Origin of the sequence: Prauserella aidingensis (assembly GCF_024171865.1) — a bacterium.
Taxonomy (GTDB): domain Bacteria; phylum Actinomycetota; class Actinomycetes; order Mycobacteriales; family Pseudonocardiaceae; genus Prauserella; species Prauserella aidingensis.
Genome location: NZ_JAMTCN010000024.1, coordinates 20,210 through 44,554, shown reverse-complemented (window position 1 = coordinate 44,554; position 24,345 = coordinate 20,210). Strand labels below are relative to the sequence as shown.

The 24,345-nt window shown below is 73.1% G+C and carries 20 protein-coding genes; 13 read left to right on the top strand and 7 right to left on the bottom strand.

Annotated elements, in window-relative coordinates; genetic code table 11:
• Nucleotides 1–106: 106 nt before the first annotated feature.
• Entirely contained in the window at nucleotides 107–910 is an 804-nt protein-coding gene (locus LY13_RS20195; protein WP_253830177.1) for a TIGR02569 family protein, read from the top strand.
• A gap of 35 nt (nucleotides 911–945) precedes the next feature.
• Here the strand turns inward: LY13_RS20195 and LY13_RS20190 are convergent, their stop codons facing one another.
• Nucleotides 946–1,359, bottom strand: coding sequence for a MerR family transcriptional regulator (locus LY13_RS20190; RefSeq protein ID WP_253830176.1), 414 nt, complete (start codon nucleotides 1,357–1,359; stop codon nucleotides 946–948).
• A 47-nt stretch (nucleotides 1,360–1,406) separates the two neighbouring features.
• On the opposite strand from LY13_RS20190, the gene LY13_RS20185 reads away from it, so the two are divergent.
• From LY13_RS20185 to LY13_RS20150, 8 genes are all read left to right on the top strand, one after another.
• Entirely contained in the window at nucleotides 1,407–1,790 is a 384-nt protein-coding gene (locus LY13_RS20185) for a nuclear transport factor 2 family protein (protein ID WP_253830175.1), read from the top strand.
• A 220-nt stretch (nucleotides 1,791–2,010) separates the two neighbouring features.
• Nucleotides 2,011–4,131, top strand: coding sequence for a molybdopterin oxidoreductase family protein (locus LY13_RS20180; protein WP_308216376.1), 2,121 nt, complete (start codon nucleotides 2,011–2,013; stop codon nucleotides 4,129–4,131).
• On the top strand, nucleotides 4,128–5,579 hold the full coding sequence (locus LY13_RS20175) for an FAD-dependent oxidoreductase (protein WP_253830174.1): 1,452 nt from the start codon (nucleotides 4,128–4,130) through the stop codon (nucleotides 5,577–5,579). Before LY13_RS20180 ends, LY13_RS20175 begins: the two co-directional genes overlap by 4 nt.
• Before the next feature lie 225 nt (nucleotides 5,580–5,804).
• Nucleotides 5,805–7,193, top strand: coding sequence for an MFS transporter (locus LY13_RS20170; RefSeq protein ID WP_253830173.1), 1,389 nt, complete (start codon nucleotides 5,805–5,807; stop codon nucleotides 7,191–7,193).
• 199 nt (nucleotides 7,194–7,392) lie between these two features.
• Nucleotides 7,393–9,912, top strand: a complete 2,520-nt coding sequence (gene nirB, locus LY13_RS20165; RefSeq protein WP_253830172.1) for a nitrite reductase large subunit NirB — start codon at nucleotides 7,393–7,395, stop codon at nucleotides 9,910–9,912.
• Nucleotides 9,909–10,271: a nitrite reductase small subunit NirD gene (gene nirD / locus LY13_RS20160; protein ID WP_253830171.1), complete on the top strand. Its 363-nt coding sequence runs from the start codon at nucleotides 9,909–9,911 to the stop codon at nucleotides 10,269–10,271. The genes nirB and nirD overlap by 4 nt, the downstream gene beginning before the upstream one ends.
• Entirely contained in the window at nucleotides 10,268–11,383 is a 1,116-nt protein-coding gene (locus LY13_RS20155) for a uroporphyrinogen-III synthase (RefSeq protein ID WP_253830170.1), read from the top strand. Before nirD ends, LY13_RS20155 begins: the two co-directional genes overlap by 4 nt.
• On the top strand, nucleotides 11,380–12,123 hold the full coding sequence (locus LY13_RS20150) for a sirohydrochlorin chelatase (RefSeq protein WP_253830169.1): 744 nt from the start codon (nucleotides 11,380–11,382) through the stop codon (nucleotides 12,121–12,123). The genes LY13_RS20155 and LY13_RS20150 overlap by 4 nt, the downstream gene beginning before the upstream one ends.
• On the opposite strand, the gene LY13_RS20145 is transcribed toward LY13_RS20150, so the two are convergent.
• Complete coding sequence (locus LY13_RS20145; protein ID WP_253830168.1) at nucleotides 12,093–13,280, bottom strand: winged helix DNA-binding domain-containing protein; 1,188 nt, start codon at nucleotides 13,278–13,280, stop codon at nucleotides 12,093–12,095. The genes LY13_RS20150 and LY13_RS20145 overlap by 31 nt on opposite strands.
• 54 nt (nucleotides 13,281–13,334) lie before the next feature.
• Complete coding sequence (locus LY13_RS20140; protein WP_253830167.1) at nucleotides 13,335–13,733, bottom strand: DUF3224 domain-containing protein; 399 nt, start codon at nucleotides 13,731–13,733, stop codon at nucleotides 13,335–13,337.
• Nucleotides 13,734–13,795: 62 nt separating this feature from the next.
• Here LY13_RS20140 and LY13_RS20135 point away from each other — a divergent pair, with 62 nt between their 5' ends.
• A complete protein-coding gene (locus LY13_RS20135) occupies nucleotides 13,796–14,785 on the top strand; it encodes a helix-turn-helix transcriptional regulator (protein WP_253830166.1) in 990 nt (329 codons plus the stop codon).
• On the opposite strand, the gene LY13_RS20130 is transcribed toward LY13_RS20135, so the two are convergent.
• Nucleotides 14,773–14,934, bottom strand: a complete 162-nt coding sequence (locus LY13_RS20130; protein ID WP_253830165.1) for a hypothetical protein — start codon at nucleotides 14,932–14,934, stop codon at nucleotides 14,773–14,775. The two genes, LY13_RS20135 and LY13_RS20130, sit on opposite strands and share 13 nt — an antisense overlap.
• Entirely contained in the window at nucleotides 14,922–15,146 is a 225-nt protein-coding gene (locus tag LY13_RS20125) for a type II toxin-antitoxin system Phd/YefM family antitoxin (protein ID WP_253830164.1), read from the bottom strand. The genes LY13_RS20130 and LY13_RS20125 overlap by 13 nt, the downstream gene beginning before the upstream one ends.
• An 82-nt stretch (nucleotides 15,147–15,228) precedes the next feature.
• Here LY13_RS20125 and LY13_RS20120 point away from each other — a divergent pair, with 82 nt between their 5' ends.
• Nucleotides 15,229–16,110: a uroporphyrinogen-III synthase gene (locus LY13_RS20120; RefSeq protein WP_253830163.1), complete on the top strand. Its 882-nt coding sequence runs from the start codon at nucleotides 15,229–15,231 to the stop codon at nucleotides 16,108–16,110.
• 22 nt (nucleotides 16,111–16,132) lie between these two features.
• Here the strand turns inward: LY13_RS20120 and LY13_RS20115 are convergent, their stop codons facing one another.
• Both LY13_RS20115 and LY13_RS20110 read right to left on the bottom strand, forming a co-directional pair.
• Entirely contained in the window at nucleotides 16,133–17,038 is a 906-nt protein-coding gene (locus LY13_RS20115) for a siderophore-interacting protein (protein WP_253830162.1), read from the bottom strand.
• Between the two features lie 57 nt (nucleotides 17,039–17,095).
• Nucleotides 17,096–17,386, bottom strand: coding sequence for an MGMT family protein (locus LY13_RS20110; protein WP_253830161.1), 291 nt, complete (start codon nucleotides 17,384–17,386; stop codon nucleotides 17,096–17,098).
• A gap of 198 nt (nucleotides 17,387–17,584) precedes the next feature.
• On the opposite strand from LY13_RS20110, the gene LY13_RS20105 reads away from it, so the two are divergent.
• Entirely contained in the window at nucleotides 17,585–20,923 is a 3,339-nt protein-coding gene (locus LY13_RS20105) for an ATP-dependent helicase (protein ID WP_253830160.1), read from the top strand.
• The gene (locus LY13_RS20100) at nucleotides 20,920–24,342 is read left to right on the top strand and encodes an ATP-dependent helicase (RefSeq protein ID WP_253830159.1); all 3,423 of its coding nucleotides are present in this window, start codon (nucleotides 20,920–20,922) and stop codon (nucleotides 24,340–24,342) included. Before LY13_RS20105 ends, LY13_RS20100 begins: the two co-directional genes overlap by 4 nt.
• The last annotated feature ends 3 nt before the right edge of the window (nucleotides 24,343–24,345 follow it).

Here is a 24,345-nt window from a genome sequence, read left to right as displayed (position 1 = left end):
CCGTGGGTCGGTCGGACGTCGGTTCAGGCGAACCCGGGTCACGGGCCGGTGTCGGTCGTGGGGTCGCTCACCCGGCCGTGTGGCGTCGGCGGTAACGTCCGTCGGCGTGGGGTATGCAGCCGAACGTCCGCCTGCGCACGTGCGCGCGGCTTTCGGCCTGACCACGGCCTCCGACGACGACGGCGAGCAGCTGGCCGCGACCGTGTGGCGCTACGGCGACGTCGTGCTGCGGAAGGTGTCGGACCGGGCGCACGCCGTCTGGCTCGCCCGCACCCTCGCCGCGCTCGAGGCCCCCGACCTGCGCATCGCGCGGCCGCTGAACACCACGGACGGCCGCTGGGTCATGGGTGGCTGGGCCGCCGCCCGGTTCGTGTCCGGCAGGCCCGAGAATCGCCCCGACGACACCGTGCACACCGCGATCACGCTGCAACGGGCCATGTCCGACCTGCCCGAGCCCGACTTCCTCGCCGGCAGGCAGGGGCTCGCCGCGGACGCCGAACGGATGGCCTGGGGAGAGGTCGACGTCGAACTCGACGAGGCCAAGGGCGGCCGCTGGTTCGAGATCCTCGCGCCCGCCCGCAAGCCGTTGTCGTCCCGGCCGCAGCTGGTGCACGGCGAGCTGTTCGGCACCGTCCTGTTCGACGGCGACGCTCCGCCCGGCATCGTCGACCTGGTGCCGCACTTCCGGCCCGCGGAGTGGGGAGCCGCCGTCGCGGCGATCGACGCCGTCGCGTGGGGCGGAGCCGACATGGCGCTGCTGCACCGCTGGTCGTACCTGCCCGACTGGTCCCAGCTGCTGCTGCGGGCGACCCTGTTCCGGCTCGCGTATCACGCACGTCACCCCGGCGCGGCCGACGTCGAGGCCACCCGTCTGCGCGCCGCGGCCGCGCAGGTCAGCGAAATCCTGTAGCCCAAGGTCGCTCCGGGCCCGCGGTCCCGCGCAGCTCAGGTGGGGGTCGGTTGCCGCCCGGTCGCGGTCGCGCCGAACGGGCCGTACGTCTCGCCGCCGAGCCGGGCGGCCTCGTCGATGTAGTGCGTCAGCGCCGCCCGGGAGCGGTTCAGTGTCTCCACCCGGTCGTCCAAGCGACGCAGCCGGCGCCTCATGGCTGCCAGTAGTTCCGGGCAGCCGACCAGTTCGGGGGTCTCGCCGGTGGCGCAGGGCAACAGGTACGCGATGTCCTCGGTCGAGAGCCCGGCCTCGAGGAGGTGTCGGATCTGCTGCACCGTGACGACGTCCGACTCGTCGTACACGCGGTATCCGGCCCCGGTGCGGTCCGGTCGCAGCAGACCTTTCGCTTCGTAGTACCGCAGCCGGTGGGCCGGGACCTCGGTCCGGCGGCTCAGCTCTCCGATGTGCACGGTTCCTCCTTGACCTTCACACCGGTCTCAACGTCGAGGATGCCGCTATGACTTCCCCCACGGATTCGGACGTGACGGACGAGAACGGTGCGAACGTCACCGACCTGGTGGCGGCCTACATCGCGGTGTGGAACGAACGGAACCCGGACATCAGGCAGGCGCTCGGGTCCGAGGTGTTCGCCGCCGACGCGTGCTACGTCGACCCCAATACCTCGATCCGAGGCACGTCGGCCATCGATGCCTACGTCGCGGGTTGGCAGGAGCAGTTCCCCGACTTCGGCTTCGTGCTCGGCGTGGTGCACGGCCACCATGGTCTTGCGCACTTCGAGTGGAGCTTCGGCCCGTTCGGCGGCCCGGCTGCGGCCACGGGCAGGGACGTCGCTGTGTTCGACCAGGGCCGGATCGGCACGGTCTACGGCTTCTTCGACTAGGGGCCGCGTAGCCGCAAGGCCTGCGTGCGCACGTGCCTTCGTGCTCACCGCGTCCTCTCGGAGGTCGCGGAGCAACGTCAAACGCCTGAAACATCAGCGCATTTCCGGGTAACACGCGCTTCCTACCGTCGGCCGGACGCCGGCGACCAGCAGGAGGTGCCCGTTGACGCTGACAGCCGACACCCCGTCCGATTCCCGTCCCGGTACGGACGAGCGGCCCGTGCCGTCGGAGGCGAACGGGGCGCGGACCGACACGCACTGCCCGTACTGCGCGCTGCAGTGCGGCATGTCCCTCACGGCGACCGCCGAGGTCACACCGACAGTCGAGGTCGCCCCGCGGGAGTTCCCCGCCAACCGCGGCGGGTTGTGCCAGAAGGGCTGGACGTCGGCCTCGCTGCTCGACTCCCCGGCACGGCTGACCACCCCGCTCGTCCGCATCGACGGCGAGCTGCGCCCCGTGAGCTGGGACGAGGCGCTCGACCTCGTCGCGGCCCGGCTCACCGAGCTGCAGGCCGAGCACGGGCGCGACGCCGTGGCGGTCTTCGGCGGCGGTGGGCTGACCAACGAGAAGAGCTACCTGCTGGGCAAGTTCGCACGGGTGGCGCTCGGGACGTCGCAGATCGACTACAACGGCCGGTTCTGCATGTCGTCGGCCGCGGCGGCGGGCATCAGGGCGTTCGGCGTCGACCGGGGCATGCCGTTCCCGATGACGGACCTGACGGGCGCCGACGTGATCGTCCTGGTCGGCTCGAACCCGGCGGAGACGATGCCGCCGTTCCTGCAGCACCTGCAGGGTGCGGCCGCCAAGGGCGGACTGGTCGTCGTCGACCCGCGGCGCACGCCGACCGCCGAGCAGGCCGACGTGCACCTCGCGCCCGCGCCCGGCACCGACCTGGCGCTGGCGCTCGGCGTACTGCACGCGACCGTCGCCGAGGGGCTGCTCGACGAGGCGTACGTGGCCGAACGCACCGCCGGCTTCGACGACATGTGGCGGACCGTCGCCCGGTACTGGCCCGAGCACGTGGAGCGCATCACCGGCGTCAGCGCCGCCGACCAGCGCGCGCTCGCCCGCAGACTCGCGGGGGCGCGCAACGCGTACGTGCTCACCGCGCGGGGTGCGGAACAGCACGCCACCGGCGTCGACACGGTGAGCGCCTGGATCGACGTGGCGCTGGCGCACGGCCTGCCGGGGCGCCGCGGCTCCGGCTACGGCTGCCTGACTGGTCAGGGCAACGGTCAGGGAGGCCGGGAGCACGGCCAGAAGGCCGACCAGCTGCCCGGTTACCGCACACTCGCCGACCCGGCGGCGCGGGAGCACGTGGCGCGCGTGTGGGGCGTCGAGCCGGACTCGCTGCCCGCACCCGGCCGGTCGGCCTACGAGCTGCTCGACGCGCTCGGCGAGGCCGGAGGGCCGAAGGCGCTGCTCGTGTTCGGCAGCAACGTCGTCGTGTCGGCGCCGCGTTCGCAGCGGGTGGCCGACCGGCTGGGCGCGCTCGACCTCCTCGTCGCCGCCGACGTCGTGCTGTCCGAGACCGCCGCGATGGCCGACGTCGTGCTGCCCGTGACCCAGTGGGCCGAGGAGGACGGCACGATGACCAGCCTCGAAGGGCGGGTGCTGCTGCGCCGCAAGGCCATCGACCCGCCGGAGGGGGTGCGCAGCGACCTCGACGTCCTCGCAGGGCTGGCCGAGCGGCTCGGCCAGCCCGCGGGCCGGTTCCCCGCCGACGCCGAGGAGGTCTTCACCGAACTGCGGGCCGCGTCGGCGGGCGGTCCCGCCGACTACGCGGGCGTGACCTACGACCGGTTGCGCGCCGGTGAGGCCCTGCACTGGCCGGTGCCGGAGGCGGATCACCCCGGCACGCCCCGCCTGTTCCTCGACGGCTTCGCCCACTCCGACGGCCGCGCGCGTTTCGTGGCCGTCGACCACACCGGACCCGCCGAGCCGCCGGACGCGGAGTTCCCGCTGCAGGCCACGACGGGCCGGGTGTTGCAGCACTACCAGTCGGGGGCGCAGACGCGGGCCGTTCCGGAGCTGGCCGACGTCGTGCCGGACGCCCACATCGAGGTGCATCCGGACACGGCGGCGCGCGCAGGGCTCGCCGCGGGCGAGGTCGCCGTCGTCGAGTCCCGCCGCGGCGCCGTGACCGCGCCGGTGCGGTGCGTGCCGTCGATGCGGCCGGACGTCGTGTTCGTGCCGTTCCATTTCCCGGGCGGGCAGCGGGCCAACCTCATCACCAATCCCGTGCTCGACCCGACCAGCCGGATGCCCGAGTTCAAGGTGTGCGCGGCCCGGCTCGTCGCGGCCCGTGCGGCGGAGCAGGAAGCGGGTGAGGCGCTGTGACCGCGCGCAGAGTGGTCGTCGTCGGCTACGGCATGGCGGGCGCGCGGCTCGCCGACGAGATCCGCCGCCGGGATCCGGAGGGTGAGCGGGTCGCGCTGACGGTCGTCGGCGCCGAGCCGCACGCCGCCTACAACCGGGTACTGCTGTCGGCAGTGGTGGCGGGGACCATGCAGCCGGGGAGCGTGCGCCTGCACGACGACGGCTGGGCCGAGCGCAACCACGTCGATCTCCGGCTGAACGTGGCGGCGCGGCGCATCGACCGTCGCAACCGGACGGTCGAGCTGGACGACGGCACCGCCGTGGCGTACGACTCGCTCGTGCTGGCGACGGGAAGCAGGCCGTGGGTGCCGCCCGTGGACGGCCTCGTCGGCGACGACGGCGAGCTCGCCGAGGGCGCCCTGGCGTTCCGCAACCTCGACGACTGCGACCGGATCCTCGACGCGGCGAAGGTGGGCGCTCCGGTCGCCGTGCTGGGCGGCGGGTTGCTCGGCCTGGAAGCCGCGCGCGGCCTCGCGGGCCGGGGCAACCGCGTGACGGTCGTCCACCCCGCGCCGTATCCGATGGAGCGGCAGCTCGACCCGGGGTCGGGCCGCGTGCTCGCCCGCACACTGGAAGGGTTCGGCATCGACTTCCGCCTCGGCAGGGGCGGCGCGAAGTACCTGCCGGGGGACGGGCTGAAACTCGACGACGGCAGCCACGTCGAGGCGGACCTGCTGGTCGTGTCGACCGGGGTCCGCGCCGAGACCGGCCTCGCCGCCGACGCGGGACTCGACGTCGACCGGGGCGTGGTCGTCGACGACGCCCTGCGCACCAGTGACGGCCGGATCCACGCCCTCGGCGACTGCTGCAGGCACCCCGCGGCGCCGCCCGGGCTCGTCCAGCCCGCGTGGGAACAGGCGGGGGTGCTGGCCGACCTGCTCACCGGCGCCGATACCGCGTCGCGCTACCGCGGGACGTCGGTCGTCACGCGGCTCAAGGCGAAGGGGATGGACGTCGCGGCGCTCGGCGACACGGCGGTCACCGCGGACACGGCCGACGACGACACCGAGGTCGTGTGCCTCGACGATCCGACGCGCGGCCGCTACGCCAAGCTGGTGGTGCGCGACGAGAAGGTGGCGGGCGCCATCGTGCTCGGTGTGCCCGATGCGGCGGCGACGATCACCCAGCTCTACGACCGCGGGGTGCGGGTTCCCGAGGACCGGCTCGCGCTGCTGCTCGGCCGGGCGATGCCGTCGGCGGCACCCGCGGCGGCCAGTCCGGCCGACCTGCCCGGTTCGGCCATCGTCTGCCGGTGCAACTCCGTCAGCAAGGCCAAGATCATCGAGGCCTACCGTGGCGGAGCGTCCACAGTGGATGAGATCGCGCAGCGGACCCGTGCGAGCACCGGGTGCGGCAGTTGCCGGGACGCGGTGTGCGGCATCGCCGAGTGGCTCACCAGTACCGACTAGCCGAGAAGCGCGGTCCCGCCTGCAGGGCATCCCACGGTGCGGCGCCGAGCCGTGGCCGCGACCTCACAGCCACCGCCGCCCGTAGTGAGCACCGGGTAGCACGGCCGGAATCGCGGGCGCGGCCACCTGAAACAGCCGATTCCTACCGTGATCGCACGTCACGCCGGGTGCGGCGACGCCGCGACCGGCCACCGCACGACGCCCGTCACGCCGAAGGAGACTTCCATGACGCTCGCACCAGAGACATCGGCCGAGGAGCCCACGCTCGCCCGGCGACGAGGACGGTGGATCGACAACTGGGAACCCGAGGACCCGTCGTTCTGGAACGCCGTCGGCAAGAAGGTCGCCTGGCGCAACCTCGGCTTCTCGATCCTGGCCGAACACCTCGGCTTCAACGTGTGGATCCTGATGAGCATCGTCGTGGTCAACCTCGGCGAGGCCGGGGTGAACTTCGGTGTGGGGCAGACGTTCTGGCTCATCATCGTCCCGAACCTGGTCGGTTCGCTGTTGCGGGTGCCGTACACGTTCGCGATCCCGAAGTTCGGCGGGCGCGCGTGGACGACGATCAGCGCGTCCCTGTTGCTCATCCCGTGCATCATGCTGATCGTCGCGGTGACCACGCAGGCACCGTTCTGGTTCTTCCTGCTCACGGCGGCCACGATGGGCTTCGGCGGCGGCAACTTCTCGTCGTCGATGAGCAACATCTCGTTCTTCTTCCCCGAGGGCAAGAAGGGCCTCGCGCTGGGGCTCAACGCGGCGGGCGGCAACCTGGGTGTCGCCGTCACGCAGTTGTTCGTACCGCTGGTGATCAGCATCGGCACCGGTGTCAACCTCGCCTACGCGGCGCTGATGTGGATGCCGCTGATCGTCATTGCGGCTGCGTGCTCGTGGACGATGATGGACTCCATCACCTCGGCGAGGCCGGACGGCAGTTCCTACCGCATCGCGCTGCGCAACAAGCACACGTGGGTGATGTCCTTCCTCTACATCGGAACGTTCGGATCGTTCATCGGCTTCTCGTTCGCCTTCCCTTCGCTGATCCAGCTCACGTTCTCCGAGTACACCGCGTTCGTCGGGCTGGCGTTCCTCGGCGCGCTCATCGGGTCGGCCACGCGGCCGATCGGCGGCTGGCTCGCCGACCGGTTCGGCGGCGGCCGCATCACGCAATGGAACTTCGCGGGGCTGGCGATCGGCACGGTCGGCGTGATGGTCAGCGTCGCGCAGCAGAGCTTCGCGCTGTTCTTCGGTTCGTTCATCCTGCTGTTCGTGCTGACCGGGATCGGCAACGGGTCGACCTACCGGATGATCCCGATGATCTTCGCCGAGGAGGCGAAGAAGAACGCCGACATCGGCGTGGACCCGGACGCGGTCGCCAAGTCGGCGAAGCGGCAGGCGGGCGCGGTGGTCGGCGTGGCGGGTGCACTCGGTGCGTTCGGCGGTGTGCTGGTGAACCTCGTCTTCAAGTTCTCCCTCGAAGGCGGAGGCACCTTGACGCCCGCGCTCATCGCGATCCTCGTCTTCTACGGCGGGTGCATGGCCACCACGTGGTGGTTCTACCTCCGCACGAGCTTCGCGGTGGACCGCGCGCCGAGCCTCGCGTATGCGCGCGTGTGAGCACCCCGAGCACCGTAAGCACCCCGAGCTCCCGAGCGCCCGAGCACCCCGAGCACGCGGGCCGCGCGCCTGCGCCCGGGGCGTCACAGACCCTGAACTGGAAAGGGAACTGTTGGTAACGCCGCGGAAACACGACGGAAGTGGTCCGGATACGACCACTGGTGAGCATGGAACGCAGTCATCGGCGGAGGTGTGAGTCATGAGTCGAACGTTGGTGGTCGCCGGGCACGGCATGGTGGCCCACCGCCTGGTGGAGGCGTTGCGCAGTGACGACGTCGACGGGACGTGGCGGGTCGTCGTGTTCGGCGAGGAGACCCGGCCCGCCTACGACCGGGTCGTACTGACGTCCTATGTGGACACGTGGGACGCGGACGCGCTGGTCCTGCCGGGTGCCGAGTACGCCGGTGACGAACTGGTGGACCTGGTGCTGGGTGACCCCGTCGAGTCGATCGACCGGGACGCCAAGCGGGTCACGACCCGCAGCGGCCGGGTGCAGGACTACGATGCGTTGGTGCTGGCCACGGGGTCGCGCCCGTTCGTCCCGCCGGTCGAGGGCAAGGACCTGCCCGGCGTGTTCGTGTACCGCACCATCGAGGATCTCGACGACATCCGCGCGGCGGTGGAGCGGGCCCGGCAGCGTCGCGGCAGGCCCGCCGCGGCGGTGGTCGGCGGCGGACTGCTCGGCCTGGAGGCCGCGAAGGCACTGCGGGACATGGGCCTGTCACCGCACGTGGTCGAGATGGCGCCGAGGCTGATGCCCCTGCAGGTCGACGACGGCGGAGGTGGGCTGCTGAACCGGCTGATCACCGACCTCGACGTGACCGTCCACACCGGAACGTCGACGTCGGCGATCGCGCAGGACGGCGACCGGCTGCAGGCACGCCTCGGCAACGGCACCGAACTCGACGTCGACCTGCTCGTGTTCTCCGCGGGGGTGCGGCCGCGGGACGACCTCGGCCGCCAGGCGGGGCTCGAACTCGGCGAGCGCGGCGGCGTGCTCACCGACGAGACGTGCCGCACCAGCGATCCGGACATCTTCGCCGTCGGCGAGTGCGCCTCGGTGGCAGGCCGCGTGTACGGCCTCGTCGCGCCGGGCTACTCGATGGCCGAGGTCGCCGCGGCGACGCTGCTGGGCAGGGAGGCCTCGTTCCCCGGAGCGGACACGTCCACGAAGCTCAAGCTCATGGGCGTCGACGTCGCCAGTTTCGGCGATGCGCACGCGGCGACCGAGGGGTCGCTCGAGGTCGTCTTCAACGACGCGGTGAACGGCTCGTACAAGAAACTCGTGGTGTCCGACGACGCGACGACGCTGCTCGGCGGCGTCCTCGTCGGCGACGCGAGCGAGTACAACCTGCTGCGGTCGCTGGTCGGCGGTGAACTGCCTGCCGACCCCGCGGCGCTGATCGGACCCGCGGGTGGTGGCGGGGACGCCGTCGGTGTCGAGGCGCTGTCCGACGACGCCCAGATCTGCTCGTGCAACGCGGTCACGAAGGGTGCGATCAACGCGGCGATCCACGACGACGGCTGCGACAGCGTCGGGGCGATCAAGAGCTGCACCAGGGCGGGCACCTCGTGCGGCTCGTGCGTGCCGATGCTCGGCAAACTGCTCGCGGCGGGCGGGATCGAGCAGTCGACCGCGCTGTGCGAGCACTTCACGCAGTCGCGTGCCGAACTGTTCGAGATCGTCCGTGCCACGCGGATCACGACGTTCAGCGAGCTGATCGCCAAGCACGGCACCGGCACGGGCTGCGCCGTCTGCAAACCCGCCGTGGCGTCGATCCTGGCCACCCTCGGCAACGGCCACGTCCTCGGCGGTGAGCAGGCGACCCTGCAGGACACCAACGACCGGTTCCTGGCGAACATGCAGCGCAACGGCACGTACTCGGTGGTGCCGCGGGTGCCGGGTGGGGAGATCACGCCGGACAAGCTGATCGTGCTCGGCGAGGTGGCGAAGGAATTCGGCCTCTACACCAAGATCACCGGTGGGCAGCGCGTCGACCTGTTCGGCGCGACGGTCGACCAGCTGCCGCAGATCTGGCGGCGGCTCGTGGACGCCGGCTTCGAATCCGGCCACGCCTACGGGAAGGCGCTGCGCACGGTGAAGTCGTGCGTCGGCACGACGTGGTGCCGTTACGGCCAGCAGGACAGCGTCGGCCTCGCGGTGGAGTTGGAGCTGCGCTATCGCGGGCTGCGGTCGCCGCACAAGCTCAAGTCCGGCGTCTCGGGGTGCCAGCGGGAATGCGCCGAGGCCCGCAGCAAGGACTTCGGCATCATCGCGACCGAACACGGCTGGAACCTGTACGTCGGCGGCAACGGCGGTGCGGTGCCGCGGCACGCCGACCTGCTCGTGTCCGGTGTGGACACCGACGAGCTGGTCCGGATCATCGACCGGTTCCTCATGTTCTACGTGCGCACCGCGGATCGGCTGCAGCGCACGGCGGCGTGGCTCGACGAACTGGACGGCGGACTCGACCACCTGTACGCGGTGGTCGTCGAGGACAGCCTCGGGATCTGCGACGAGCTGGAGGCCGCGATGGCCGAGCACGTCGCGAACTACGAGGACGAGTGGAAGGGCGTGCTGGAGGATCCGGAGAAGCTGGCGCGGTTCACGTCGTTCGTGAACGCACCCGGCGCGCCGGACCCGACGATCGCCTTCGAGACCGAACGTGACCAGCCCGTGCCCGTGATGCTGGGCGTGCCGGAGGTGGTGAGCCGATGACCGTGCTGTCGGACGACCGGTCCGCGGGGGCCGAGACGTGGACGCCGGTGTGCCGGGTGGAGCAGATCCCGGTCGGCGGGGGCGTCGCGGCGCTGCTCGACGACGGCGTGCAGGTCGCCGTGCTGCGCACCGACGACGGCGAGTTGCACGGACTGTCCAACATCGACCCGTTCTCCGGAGCGGCCGTGCTCGCGCGCGGCATCGTCGGCGACATCGGGGGCGTGCCCGTCGTGGCTTCGCCGATCTACAAGCAGAACTTCGACCTGCGCACCGGGCGCTGTCTCGACGACCCCGACGTCGGCATCGCCACCTACCCGGTGCGGGTCGTCGACGGCACGGTCCACGTGGGAGTGCGATGACGGAGGTCCTGCCGCTCGCCGGGTACGCGATCGGCATCACGGCGGCGCGCCGGGCGGACGAGCTCGGCGCGCTCCTGGTGCGTAAAGGGGCCACGGTGCGCTGCGGACCGGCGATCCGGATCGTTCCGCTCGCCGACGACTCGGAGCTGTACACGGCGACCCGGCTGCTGCTCGACGAGCCGGTGGACGTCGTCGTCGCGACCACGGGCATCGGTTTCCGCGGTTGGACGGAGGCCGCCGAGGGCTGGGGAATCGGCGACGAGCTGATCGACCGGCTCGGCGGCGCGCACGTGCTCACCCGCGGGCCGAAGGCGAAGGGCGCGGTGCGGGCGGCGGGACTGTCCGAGGCGTACTCGCCGGCGTCGGAGAGCAACGCCGAGCTGCTGCAGTACCTGCTCGACTCCGGGGTCGAGGGGCAGCGCATCGCGGTGCAGCTGCACGGGGAGCCGTTGCCGTACTTCGTGGACTCGCTCCGCGCGGCCGGCGCCGACGTCGTGGAGATCCCGGTCTACCGCTGGGTCGGCCCCGCCGATCCCGGTCCGCTGGACCGGCTGATCGACTCGGTGCTGGACGGTTCGATCGACGCGATGCCGTTCACCAGCGCGCCCGCGGCGGCGAGCATGCTCGCGATGGCCTCACGCACGGGGCGGCACGCGGGCCTGGTGGACGCACTGAGCAGGCGGGTGCTGGTGGCGTGCGTCGGCCCGATCACGGCGGGTCCGCTCGCGGCCGTGGGGATTCCCACCGTGCAGCCGAGGCGGGCGCGGATCGGCGCGCTCGCGCGGGAGGTGGCCGACACGCTCGTGGCGCGGTCGCCGAGGCTCGCCGCGGCGGGCAGGCGGATCGAACTGCGCGGTCAGGCCGCGCTCGTGGACGGGGAGCTGCGCGAGGTGGCGCCCGCGCCGATGGCGGTGCTGCGCGCCCTGGCCCAGCGGCCGGGACACGTCGTGTCGCGACGGGAGCTGACGGCGGCATTGCCCGGCGGCGGGGAGGAACACGCCGTCGAGACGGCCGTCGGCAGGCTCCGCACCTCGCTCGGGGAGGGAAAACTGGTGCAAACCGTCGTCAAACGTGGCTACCGGCTGGCCGTGGCGGTGGAGGACGAGTCGTGATCGTGCTGACCGCGCACGGGACGCGGGATCCCGCGGGGCCGAGGGTGATCGACGAGCTCGCCGAGCGGGTGCGGGCGCGGGGCGAGCAGGTGACGGTCGCCTACGCCGACGTCCGCGAACCCGACGTCACGACCGTCCTCGACGGACTGCACCCGGAGGCCGGCGCCGGCGAGATCGTCGTGGTGCCCGCGTTCCTGGCCGCCGGGTACCACGTGCGCACCGACATCCCGGCGCAGATCGCCGCCAGTGCCGTGCCGCGCGCCCCGGTCGCCGAGGCGTTCGGCCCGGCACCGGAACTGGTCGACGTGCTGGTCGACCGTGTGCGGCAGGCGGGTTTCCGCGCGGGCGACGCCGTGGTGCTGGCCGCCGCGGGGTCGAGCGACCCGCGGGCGCTCGACGAGGTGTCGACGGCGGCGCGGGCACTGGGCGCACGCCTGGGTGCGCCGGTGCGGATCGGGTACGCCGCGACGGCCTCGCCGACGGTCGCCGACGCCGTGGCCGCGGCGGGTCGCACGGGACGTCGCGTGGTCGTCGCGTCGTGGTTGCTGGCCCCGGGCCTGTTCCAGCGACGACTCGAGGAGGCGGGAGCGGACGCGGTGTCGGCTCCGCTCGGCGCCCACCCGGCGGTGGCCGACCTGGTGCTGCGCCGCTGCGCCGAAGCACGGGACGGCCGCACGGGTCGCGGGGCGTACCCGGACCGGCACGCGGATCAGGACCAGACCGTGCGGCTGTCGGCGTAGCCGCGGACGGTCGCGACGCGCATCGTCTCGGCCTCGACCTCGCCGCGCACGTGCCGCGGCGGCGAGGCGAACGGTGTCACCGTGAAGTCGAGGCGTGTCCCGCGCGCCTGTGCACGCCAGGTGCCCGCGAGGTCACCGCCTGCGAGCACGACGCCGGGGTTGCCGAGCGTCCGCCAGATCTCCTTGCGCACGGCGGGATCCGGGGCGAGCGTGGCCCGGTCGCGCGACTGCAGGAACGGATCCCACGGCGGCAGCAGGCGCACGGCGTCGGGCTCGGGAGGGTTCTCCAGAGTGGCGAGGCGATCGGCAGGCAGGTAGGTGGTTCGCCGTCCAGTGCGCACCTCGGCCAGGTCGTCGGGGCGGCAGTGGTCGGCGACCAGCTGCCGGGACGCGCCGAGGAACGCCGCGACGTCGGCCATGGTGGCCGGTCCGTGCACGCGCAGGTACCGGTGAACCAGTTCCGTGAGGCCGCCGATGTCCGTGGTGTCCGGTACGGGGGCGTCCGCTGTGGACGGGGGCGTCCCGATCGGTGCGAGGGTCGTGGGGCCGCCGGGGACGAGCCGCACCCCCGCCGGCGGTCCCGCGAGCCGCAGCAGCTGGTCGTAGACGTGCGTGGCGCCGCACGGGCGGCACCAACGACAGAGTTCCGGCGGCAGGGCCTCGGTCACCTCGGCGCTGACCCGGCCTTTCGGTGTCGGCCGGTCGACGACGGCCCGCAAGGCTTCTGCGGTGGCGAGAACGGCGGCGCGCGGGTGTTCGGCGGCGTCACGTTGGAAGGCGAGCCGCTGCGCTGCGTCGGCGTCGTCGAACGGGACGAGCGCGCCGCGCAACCACGGCAGGTCGGCGGTGCGGTGGTAGTGCGGCGCCCCGCGCAGCGACCACAGGAGTGTCAGCCGGGGATCCTCGGCGAGTCCCGTGGCCGTGGGCGGGTCCGGCAGGCGTGCCGCGAACGCCGACGCGGCGGTGTCGCGCCCGGCGATGTCCTGGACACCCAGCGCGGTGACGTCGAGCGCGGCGGGATCAGCGGGATCGCCGGGACCGCCGCCCTCGACGCCGCCGCCTTCGACGTCGCCGCCCTTGACGTCGCCGTGCGGCCGGGCGTCGCGGAGGAGTCCGTGTGCGGCGATCCGGTAGGCGAGAATCCGTTCGCGGTCCATGGCACTCCTGTGGTCGGGGTTCCTGCGCCTGCGACCGTGCGGTCGGCGGGCGGCTCAGTCGAACCGGTAGTCGAACGTGTACCCGATGGTGTCGCTGTCGCCCTTCGCCGTGCCGTGTCCCGTGAGCCCTGCGAGCTCGCCGGTGCCCGATCCGGGGACGACCGACCACGTGTCGTCGATGCCGTCCGCGCCGTAGCGGACGTCGTGGCGGACGACGAAGCTGCCCGCGCGGCCCGCGACGGTGCCCTCGATGCGTTCGATGCCGGGGGAGGCCTGCCCGCCGTCGGTGAAGCCCTCGCCCGGGTAGTAGAGCAGGTAGTCGCAGGTCGACGTGCCGTCGATGACGCCGGTGTAGGCGAAGGTGGCCCGGGCGTGGGCGTAGCGCGGCGCGTCGTCGGCACCGGAGGCGACGTGTTCGGTCCAACTGCGGGTGGTGAAGGTTCCCGTGTTCATGCCGACCACTCTCGCGGGCTTTCCTGACGTCTTGTGTCAGGTTTTCCGGGCAGACTGGGTGCATGCGCGCGGGCCGGTTGCTGTCGATCCTGTTGTTGCTGCAGAACCGCGGGCGGATGACGGCGGGCGAGTTGGCCGCTGAGCTGGAGGTGTCCGTCCGCACCGTCTACCGCGACGTCGACGCGTTGTCCGAGGCCGGAGTGCCGGTGTACGCCGACCGTGGCCGGGCGGGCGGATTCCAGCTGGTCGGCGGGTATCGCACCCGGCTGACCGGGTTGAGCGAGGACGAGGCGCGGTCGCTGGCGCTGGCAGGGTTGCCCGACGCGGCCGCCGAACTGGGGCTCGGCACGGTGCTCGGGGCGGCGCAGCTGAAGCTGTACGCGGCACTGCCGGAGGAGCTGCGTGCCGGTGCGGGCCGGGTCGCGGAGCGGTTCTTCCTCGACGTCCCCGGCTGGCATCGCGAGGTCGAACGGCTGGCGCACCTGGCCGACGTCGCCGACGCGGTGTGGCGGGCGCGGCGGCTGCGGGTCGACTACCGGCGGTGGGACGGCTCCGCCGTGTCCCGCGCCCTCGAACCGCTCGGCCTCGTGCTGAAGGCGGGCGTCTGGTACCTGGTCGCGCGGTGCGACGGCAGCGACCGCACCTACCGCACCTACCGCGTGAGCCGCATCGCGGCGATGTCCGACGCGGGCGAGTTCTCCCGGCCCGACGGCTTCGACCTCGCCGAGTACTGGCGCGCCTGGTCGGAGGGTTTCGAGCGGCGGCTGCATTCGGAGACCGCGACCGTGCGGCTGTCCCCGCTCGGGCGGCGGCTCGTGCCGGTGTACCTGGGGAGCGTGGGCGCCGCAGCGCTCGAGGAGGCCGACCGGGCCGGGGCGGGCGAGCCCGACGCCGACGGCTGGTGCACGGTGCGACTGCCCGTCGAGGCAGGCAGGCCCGGCGTCGGGGAGCTGCTGCGGTTCGGGCCGGACCTGGAGGTGCTCGACCCCGAGGAGCTGCGCGCCGCGGTCGCCGAGGCGGTCACGACGACGGCCACCCGCTACACCCGGTGAGCGGCGGCGATGACGATGCCGTCGGGCGACACGTCCGCTCGGACCGTGGTGACCTCGACGAGCCCGTCGAGCGCGACGAAACCGTCCGGGTTGCGGGTCACGAGATGCGCGTCGTGGGCGTGCGCGGTGGCGGCGATCAGCAGATCCATGGTGCGGGCCCGCGGTTGCCGTCCGGACCTGGCCACGGCTGCAGCGAGTTCGCCGTAGCTGCGGCGACGGAGTCGGCGACGGGCACGAGGCGTGCGCTCGGGCGACCGGCGACAGTGATCGTCACCTCGGCGCCCGCCTCGACCCGGCGGACCAGCTCGGAGGCGTCCTGTCGCAGTTCACGCAGCCCTACTGTGTCCGCCGCTCTCTCCATGGCCACGATTGTCGCTCATGTGCTACCGCGTCGCGGCGGGATATCGTGGCCGTTCGCGGCCGGCAAGTGAGAGCGGGGATGCATGGCAGAGCTCGACGACGTCGCCGTCGGCATCACGGCGGAGCGGCGTTCCGGGGAGTTCATCGACGCGCTCGAACGCCGCGGTGCGTCGGTGTGGCACGGGCCGACGCTGCACATCGTGCCGCTGGCCGACGACGACCGGCTGCGCGCGGCCACCGAGGACGTCGTCGCCCACGGCGTCGACCTGGTGGCGGTCACGACGGGCGCCGGGTTCCGCGGGTGGCTGTCGGCCGCCGAGGGCTGGGGAGTCGGCGACGCGCTGACGGGCGCGCTGTCGCGGGCGCGGCTGTTCGTGCGCGGTCCGAAGGCCATGGGCGCGGTCCGCGGGCACGGCCTCGCCGAGGAATGGTCGTCACCGGAGGAGAGCAACCGGGAGCTGTTCGCGCACCTGCTCGAACAGGGTTTCGGAAGGCAGGGTTCCGGAAGGCAGGGCTTCGAGGGACGGGGTTTCGAAGGGCAGGGCTTCGAGGGGTGCCGGGTGGCGGTGCAGCTGCACGGCCAGCCGCTGCCGGAGTTCACCGATCCCCTTCGGGACGCTGGGGCGGAGGTCGTCGAGGTGCAGCCGTACCGGTGGCAGTGGCCCGCCGACCTGGGCCCGGCGCGCAGGCTTGTCGACGGCGTGCTCGACGGGCGGCTCGATGCGCTGGCCTTCACCAGTGCCCCCGCGACGGCGAACCTGTTGCGGTTGGCCCGCGACGACGGTCGCTACGAGGAGCTGCTCGCGCGTCTCGGTACCGATGTGCTGTGCGCGTGTGTCGGGCCGGTGACGGCGGCGCCGCTGGTCGACGCGGGTGTGCGGGTGGTGCAGCCGGAGCGGCAGCGGCTGGGCGCGCTGGTGAAGCTGCTCGTGGCGGAACTGGGCGGCCGACCGCTGGCCGGCTGACCGCGGGTTGGCGACCGCGGGGTCAGTCCGCCTGTACGGAGGCAGCCCGGGCGAGGCCGTCGCGGCCGACGTCCTCTTCGGACCGTCCACGTCGCCAGTAACCGGTGAACGTGATCGCGCGCTTGTCGACGCCGAGGTCGCGCACGAGGTGGCGCCGAGCGAACTTCACGAGTTCGGCCTCGCCCGCGAGCCATGCGTACGGCGCCGCGGCGGGGAGGTCGGCCGCACGGACGGCGTCGAGCACCGCGTCGCCGTAGGCGCCGGGGTTGCGGACGATCCAGCGGACGTCGATGTCGGCGGCCGGGCACGACAGGTCGAGCCGGTCGGCCGGGTCGCCGATCTCGATGAACACCCGCGCGCACGCGTCGGCGGGGAGCTGTTCCAGGATCGCCGCGATCGCGGGGACGGCCGATTCGTCGCCGACGAGCAACTGCCACGCGGAGTCCTCGGGCGCGGCGTAGAGACCGTGCGGGCCCATCAGGGCGACCTCGTCACCCGCGTCGGCGCCTGCGGCCCACGTCGAGGCGGGTCCGCCGTCGGGGTGCAGCACGAAGTCGATGTCGAGTTCACGCCGCTCGGGCCGGAACGCGCGGACGGTGTAGGTGCGCATCGGCGGCCGGACGTCGTCGGGCATGGCCAGGTACGTGCGGTACCAGGACGTCGTGTCGCCCTCGATGGGAGGCGGCAGATCCGGGCGGCTGCGACCGCCGTGGGGGAAGAAAACCTTGACGTACTGGTCGGGTGCGGCGGTGACGAACCCGCGCAGGTCGTCGCCGGTGAACGTCACGCGCACCAGGTGCGGGGTGAGCCGCCGGCTCGCCGACACCGTCAGGCGCCGGAAGGTGAATTGCGGCGGCCGGTCGTCGGCCGGTGCGGTCGGTGCCGGGGCCGCGGTAGGGGCCGCGGGGGACTGCGCCGTGACGGTCATTAGGCAAGCCTAACCGAATGCGCAACCCCCGGGTAGTGCTGTGGCGCGGCTCTCGAACTACGCGGGACGCCACCGGTAGGTGCGCAGGTCGATGCGCTGTCCGTCGGCGAGGACGCCTTCGCCGCGGAGCAGTTCGAGTTGGCGGTGCACCAGGTGCGGCGCCGGGGTGCCGTCGGCGCGCAGCACGCGGTGCCAGGGGATGTCGGCGCCGTCCTCGGACAGGACCCGGCCGATCAGCCGGGGTGTCGAGGCGCCGGCGAGGGCGGCGACGTCGCCGTACGTGGCGACGGTGCCGGGCGGGATCGTCGTGACCGCGTCGCGGATCCGCTCGTGCAACTCCTCGTCCATGCCGGAAAGCCTAGGTGCGGTCCGGTGCGCCCCCAAGGGCACCTTGGTCGCATTCAACGCCACCAAGGTGCCCCTGGGGGCGCTGCCTGCGCGGCTGGTCGACGCGGGCGGTGGGGTTGTCGGGGTGACGTGGTTCCATCGGAACCCGTGAGCAGGAGTGGTCTGAATGCCCGGTTGGTGCGGCCGTCAGTACCGGCCGTGCCCGCGCACGTCTGGGAGCCCGAGGCCGCCCGGCTGCTCGAGGCGCCCGCGGGGTTCGTCCGCGTCCTCGGCGGGCCGGGCACGGGCAAGACGGCGTTGACGGCGCAGCTCGCGGCCGAACGCATCCGCGGCGGAGCCGATCCCGAGAGCCTCCTCGTCGTCACCGCGTCCCGGCGCGCTGCGAACGCCGCGCGGAGGGACATCACCCGCCGCATCACGGCCGCCGACACCGAGGAGGACCCCGACGCCACGGGCATGCACCGCACGGTGCGTGAACCGATGGTGCGGACGGTGCACTCGTACGCGTTCGCGGTCCTGCGGTTGCAGGCCAACCTCACGGGGCAGCCCGAACCGCGGTTGCTGTCCGGGCCGGAACAGGACGTCGTGGTGCGCGAACTCCTCGCGGGCGACCTGGAACGCGGCGCCCACGACTGGCCGGAGCGGCTCCGCCCCGCGCTCGGCGTCGCGGGGTTCGCCGAGGAACTGCGCGATCTGATCCTCCGCGCCGCCGAACGTGGTCTCGGCCCCGAGGACCTGGTCAAACTCGGCAGGCACGAGGGACGGGAGGAGTGGATCGCGGCGGGCAACTTCTGGCGGCAGTACGAAGAGGTCACGCTCCTGCACGGGTCGGGAGGGCACGCGACGGGCACACCGGGCGCCCCCGCGATGGACGCCGCCGAGCTCGTCGCGAGCGCGCTCGTCGAACTCGAAGGGGACCCGGAACTCCTCGAACGGGAGCAGCGCAGGCTGCGGCACGTGCTCGTCGACGACGCCCAGCACCTCGACCCGCTGCAACTGCGGTTGCTGCGGCTGCTCGGCGGCACGGCCGACGACTTCGTGCTCGCCGGCGACCCCGACCAGTCCGTGTTCTCGTTCCGCGGCGCCGACCCGACGTTGTTCGCCGGCGTCGACGGGGCCGGGACCGTCACGTTGACCCGCACCCACCGGCCTGCCCCCGCCGTGCACGACGCCGTGACCCGCATCGCCCGGGGATTCGCGGGCGCGGGTGCCGCTCGCGACACGCGGATCGCCGAACCCGCCCCGGATGCGGCGCCCGGTGCGGTGCGGGCGCGGTTGTTCCCGACGCCTGCTGCCGAGGCGTCCTGGATCGCCGACCGGTTGCGCCGCGCGCACCTGCTCGACGAGGTGCCGTGGGAGGAGATGGCGGTGCTGGTGCGGTCACCGACGCGGTCCATGCCGGTGCTGCAGCGCGCGTTGGCGGCCGCGGGGGTGCCGATCGCGTCGGCCGCCGAGGAGGTCCCACTGGCGCGTCAGCCCGGCGTCCGTCCGCTGCTGGAGATTCTGCGCCTGGCCACCGACCCGGACGCGCTCGACGCCGACCTGGCGGAGATGCTGCTGGCCTCACCCCTCGGCGGGGCCGATCCGCTGGCGCTACGGCGGTTGCGGCGCGGTCTGCGACGGCTGGAGCTCACCGGGGGCGGCGAACGGTCCAGCGACGATCTGCTCGTCGAGGTACTGCGCGGCGGCGACATCCTCGCCGGCTTGGCCGATGCCGAGGCCGCGCCGGTTCGCCGTGTCGGAGGGCTGCTGGCCACGGCGCGGGAGGCGGCGCAGAGCGGCATGGACGTCGAGAACGTGTTGTGGCGCGTGTGGCAGGCCAGTGGCTTGGAGAAACGGCTGCTCCGGCAGATCGAGCGCGGCGGATCGCTCGCGGCACAGGCCGACCGGGATCTCGACGCGGTCGTCGCGCTGTTCGACGTCGCGGGTCGCTATGTCGACAGGCTGCCGAAGGCGAGCGTCGGGGGCTTCGCCGAGTACCTGACCTCGCAACACATCGCGGGCGACAGTCTCGCTCCCGTGGCCGCGCGCGGCAGCGGTGTCTCGTTGTTGACGGCGCACGCCGCTGCAGGTCGTGAGTGGACGGTCGTGGCGGTCGCGGGCGCCCAGGAGGGTGGCTGGCCGGATCTGCGGCCCCGGGGCACGCTCCTCGGCGTGGAACGGCTCGTCGATCTGCTGTCCGGTGTGGACAGCGACGGGGTGTCGGTGATCGCCCCGCTGCTGGCCGAGGAGCGCAGGCTGTTCTACCTGGCCGCGAGTCGGGCACGCTCCGAACTGCTGGTCACCGCCGTGCAGGGGGAGGACGAACAGCCGTCGCGGTTCGTCGAGGAGCTGCTCTCCCACGAGGAGGACGCCGCCGACGCGGGGCCGGACGTACGGGTCTACCGGCGCGAACGGGCACTCGTGCTGCCGGAACTGGTCGGTGAGCTGCGCTCGGTGGTGTGCGACGCCGAGGAAACCCCGGATCGCAAGGAGCGTGCCGCGAGGCAGCTCGCCCGCCTGGCGCGCGCGGGCGTGCCGGGTGCGCATCCGAGTCAGTGGTACGGCCTGCACGAGCCCAGCACCATCGAACCGCTCCGCAAGCCCGGCGAGCCCGTGCGAGTGTCCCCGTCCACGGTCGAGGTGCTCGCGAAGTGCCCGCTCCGGTGGCTGATCGAACGCCACGGCGGCGCCGACCCGTCGCAGCTCGCCGCCGTGACCGGAACGCTCGTGCACGCGCTCGCGCAGGCGGCCGCGTCCGGTGCCGACGAGACCGAGATCAAGTCCGAACTCGACAAGGCGTGGACCAAAGTGGATGCCGGCGCGCCGTGGTTCTCCCGCCGCGAGCGGGTGCGGGTCGAACAGATGGTGCAGAACTTCCTGACCTGGCTGCGGCAGAGCAGGCAGGACCTCACCCAGCTGGCCGTGGAGCAGGAGATGTCGGTGGAGCTGCCCGCGACCCTCGACGCGGTGGGCGGCGACGGTGACGACCTCGATGGTGGCGAGGACGGCCCCCCGAACACCGCGACGGCCCCGGACGACCCGACGGCCACGGACACCGCGACGGACCCGGCGGGTGCGCCGGGCGCCGACGCCGAGTTGCGGGTCACGCTGACCGGCCGGGTCGACCGGCTCGAGGTGGACGGGCAGGGCAGGCCCGTCGTGGTCGACCTCAAGACCGGCAAGAACGCCGTCAGCGCCAAGGACGCCGAACAGCATCCGCAGCTCGCGGCCTACCAGCTGGCGGTGCTGCTCGGCGCGTTCGAGCACCACCTGAGGACCACGCAGGGCACCCCGAGTCCGCAAGCGGCGTCCAAGCCCGGCGGGGCGAAGCTCGTGTACGTGGCCAAGTCCCACACCAAGACCGGTTCCAGTGAACGGGAGCAGCCGCCGTTGGACGCCGACGGCGAGGTGCACTGGCTCCGGCTGGTGCGGGACGCGGCGGCCGCGACCGCGGGCCCGGCGTACGAGGCGCGGGAGAACAAGGACTGCGACCGGTGTCCCGCCCGGTCGTCGTGCCCGGCACGACCGGAGGGCAGGCAGGTGACGGGGCCGTGACGCAGCTGGTGAGTCCCGCCGAGGTCGCCCACGCACTCGGCCTGCCCACACCGACCGACGAACAGGCCGCGGTGATCGCGGCGCCGCCGGAGCCGTCGCTGGTCGTCGCCGGTGCGGGCGCGGGCAAGACGGAGACGATGGCCGCGCGCGTCGTGTGGCTGGTCGCCAACGGGCTGGTCACACCCGAACGGGTGCTGGGCCTGACGTTCACGCGGAAGGCCGCGCGGCAGCTGGCCGACCGGGTGCGCGCGCGGCTGCGTGTCCTCGCGGGGTCGGGGCTGCTCGACCGCATCGATCCCGGTGGCACGCGGCGGGCCTCGGTGCTCGCGGGCGAACCGACGGTGCTGACGTATCACGCCTACGCCGGGCGGCTGCTCGGCGAGCACGGCCTGCGGCTGCCGGTGCAGCCCGGCGCGCGACTGTTGTCGGAGACCGCGTCGTGGCGGCTGGCGCACCGCGCGGTGTCGACGTGGGACCACGACCTCGACACCGACCTCGTGCCCGCCAGCGTCACGGCGCAGTTGCTCGGGCTGACGGGGGAACTCGCGGAACACCTCGTCGACCCCGACGGTCTCCGCGAGCACACCACGTGGCTGTGCGAGCTGATCGAGAACGCGCCGCGGGCGAAGGGGCAGCGCGCGTCCCTGCCCGTCGATCTGCAGAAGATCCTGACGTCGCAACGGTTCCGGCTGTCGCTGCTGCCGCTCGTGGACGCCTACAAGCAGCGCAAACGCGCCGAGGGTGCGCTCGACTTCGCCGACCAGATGTCGCTGGCGGCCCGGCTCGCCGAGGGGCACCCGGAGGTCGTGGCCACCGAACGTGAGCGGTACGGCGCCGTGCTGCTGGACGAGTACCAGGACACCGGCCATGCCCAGCGCGTCCTGTTGCGGTCGCTGTTCGGCGGTGCCGACACCGAGGCGCTGCCCGTGACGGCCGTCGGCGACCCCGCACAGGCCATCTACGGGTGGCGCGGGGCGAGCGCGGCGAACCTGCCCCGGTTCACGACCGACTTCCCGCGCACCGACGGTGAGTCGGGACGCGGCCTGCCCGCCCACGAGTACGGCATGCTCACCAGCTTCCGGAACCCGCCGGAGGTGCTGACCCTCGCCAACGCCGTCGCCGAACCACTGCGCGCGGGTGGGCTCGGGGTGCAGCGCCTCCGCGCCCGCGACGGCGCACCGGCAGCCGACGTCCGTTGTGGACTGCTGCCGGACGTGCGGGCCGAACGCGAGTGGCTCGCCGACGAACTCGCGGGGACCTGGTACGCCGAACGCGACGCGACGGGCACCCCGCCCACCGCGGCCGTGCTGGTGCGTCGCCGTGCCGACATGGCGCCGATCGCCGAACGTCTGCGCGCCCGCGGCCTGCCCGTCGAGGTCGTCGGACTCGGCGGGCTGCTCGACGAGCCCGAGGTGGCCGACCTCGTCGCGACCCTGCGGGTGCTGGCCGAACCGCTGTCCGGCACCGCCGCGGCGCGCCTGCTCACCGGGGCGCGCTGGCGGATCGCCGCGGCCGACCTGGGCGCGTTGTGGCGCAGAGCGCGCGAACTCTCCGCCGACGGCGACGACCTCGTCACCGAACGCGCCGAGGAGGCGGGGCTGGTCGACGCGCTCGACGACCCCGGCGACCCGGCGCGCTACTCGGAGACCGGATACGCGCGCATCACGCGGCTCAGCAAGGAACTCGGGGCGCTGCGCAGGCGGCTCGACCAGCCGCTGCCCGAACTGGTCGCCGACGTCGAACGGACCATGCTGCTCGACGTGGAGGCGATGTCCCGGCCCGGCGGCGCGGGACGGGCGCACCTCGACGCGTTCGCCGACGTCGTCACCGAGTACGCGGAGAACTCGCCCACCGGCACGCTGCTGTCGTTCGTGGACTACCTCGCCACCGCCGAACACGCCGAGGACGGCCTGCCGCCCGGCGAGGTCGAGGTCGCCGCCGACCGCGTGCAGGTGCTGACCGTGCACTCGTCGAAGGGCCTCGAATGGCGGGTCGTGGCGGTGCCGCACCTCGTGAAGGGCGTCTTCCCGGGGGATCGGCGGTCGTCGTCGTGGCTGCGGACCGTCACCGAACTGCCCGCGACCCTGCGCGGTGACAGTCAGGACCTGCCCGACCTGCCGTTGCGCGGTGACGAGAACCGCAAGGAGGTCCTCGACACCTGCAAGGAGCACGAGGCCGCGTTCGCCGATCGGCACGCCGAGGAGGAACGCAGGCTCTGCTACGTCGCGCTGACCCGGAGCGAACAGCACCTGCTCGTCTCCGGTCACTGGTGGGGCGAGACCGGCGCGTCGCCGAAGGGCCCGTCGACGTTCCTCACCGAGGTCAAGGACACGATCGCCGAGGACGAGACGATCGGCACGATCGTCACGTGGGCCGACGAACCGGAGGAGGGCGACGAGAATCCGCTGTCCGGGGAGAACGCCGCGCCGGTGACCTGGCCCGCCGATCCGCTCGGCGAGCGCAGGGACGCCGTCGCCGACGGCGCCGACGCGGTACTCGCCGCCATGGCCGCACTGGACGCCGCACCCACCGGCAGCGCACCCGCCGACACCGCGGCGGGCGACGCGGCACGCACCGGCAGCATGGCCGCCGACATCGCGGCCAGCGACACCGCGGCCACCGACGCGGCGGCGGGCGAACACGATCAGCTCGTGCTGCCACTCGGCGCGCCGTACCCGCCCCCCGACGAGCCGGCCCCCGACGAGCCACCGCCCGAGGATGCCGACCTCGAAGACGCCGATCCCGAGGGCTGGGCCGCCGACACCGATGTGCTGCTGGCCGAACGGGAACGCTCCTTCGGGCGCAGCGAGGACATCGCCCTGCCGGGGCAGCTGTCGGTGAGCCAGCTCGTGGAACTCGCGGGCAGGCCGGACGAACTGGCGCGGCGGTTGCGCCGCCCGTTGCCGTTCCCGCCGAACGCGTACGCGCGGCGCGGCACGGCGTTCCACGGGTGGCTGGAACGCCGGTTCGCGGGTGACCGGCTGTTCGACCTCGACGACCTGCCCGGCGCCGCGGACACCGGAGAGGCACCCGACGAGGAGCTGGACGCGCTGTGTGAGGCGTTCGAACGCAGCGAGTGGGCGGATCGCACGCCGCACGACGTCGAGGTGCCGTTCTCCACCGTCGTCGACGGCGTCACGGTGCGGGGCCGCATGGACGCGGTGTTCGCCGACCCCGACGGCGGGTGGACGGTCGTCGACTGGAAGACCGGCGGGGTGCCCGACGAGTCGGCGATGCAGGCCGTCTCGGTGCAGCTCGCGGCCTACCGGCTCGCGTGGGCGGGGCTTTGCGGGGCGCCGCTCGAGAAGGTGCGCGCGGCGTTCCACTACGTGCGCCACGACCGCACCGTCCGCCCGGCGGACCTGGCCGACGCCGACGGTTTGCGCGCGTTGCTGCGATCGGTGGACGGGAGCGGCTAGGGT

Bases quoted from the DNA above. Each gene is read 5' to 3' on its own strand.
- LY13_RS20185 (WP_253830175.1), top strand. From the start codon at position 1,407: ATGACTTCCCCCACGGATTCGGACGTGACGGACGAGAACGGTGCGAAC.
- LY13_RS20170 (WP_253830173.1), top strand. From the start codon at position 5,805: ATGACGCTCGCACCAGAGACATCGGCCGAGGAGCCCACGCTCGCCCGG.
- nirB (WP_253830172.1), top strand. From the start codon at position 7,393: ATGAGTCGAACGTTGGTGGTCGCCGGGCACGGCATGGTGGCCCACCGC.
- nirD (WP_253830171.1), top strand. From the start codon at position 9,909: ATGACCGTGCTGTCGGACGACCGGTCCGCGGGGGCCGAGACGTGGACG.
- LY13_RS20155 (WP_253830170.1), top strand. From the start codon at position 10,268: ATGACGGAGGTCCTGCCGCTCGCCGGGTACGCGATCGGCATCACGGCG.
- LY13_RS20145 (WP_253830168.1), bottom strand. From the start codon at position 13,280: ATGGACCGCGAACGGATTCTCGCCTACCGGATCGCCGCACACGGACTC.
- LY13_RS20140 (WP_253830167.1), bottom strand. From the start codon at position 13,733: ATGAACACGGGAACCTTCACCACCCGCAGTTGGACCGAACACGTCGCC.
- LY13_RS20135 (WP_253830166.1), top strand. From the start codon at position 13,796: ATGCGCGCGGGCCGGTTGCTGTCGATCCTGTTGTTGCTGCAGAACCGC.
- LY13_RS20130 (WP_253830165.1), bottom strand. From the start codon at position 14,934: ATGGATCTGCTGATCGCCGCCACCGCGCACGCCCACGACGCGCATCTC.
- LY13_RS20125 (WP_253830164.1), bottom strand. From the start codon at position 15,146: ATGGAGAGAGCGGCGGACACAGTAGGGCTGCGTGAACTGCGACAGGAC.
- LY13_RS20120 (WP_253830163.1), top strand. From the start codon at position 15,229: ATGGCAGAGCTCGACGACGTCGCCGTCGGCATCACGGCGGAGCGGCGT.
- LY13_RS20115 (WP_253830162.1), bottom strand. From the start codon at position 17,038: ATGACCGTCACGGCGCAGTCCCCCGCGGCCCCTACCGCGGCCCCGGCA.
- LY13_RS20110 (WP_253830161.1), bottom strand. From the start codon at position 17,386: ATGGACGAGGAGTTGCACGAGCGGATCCGCGACGCGGTCACGACGATC.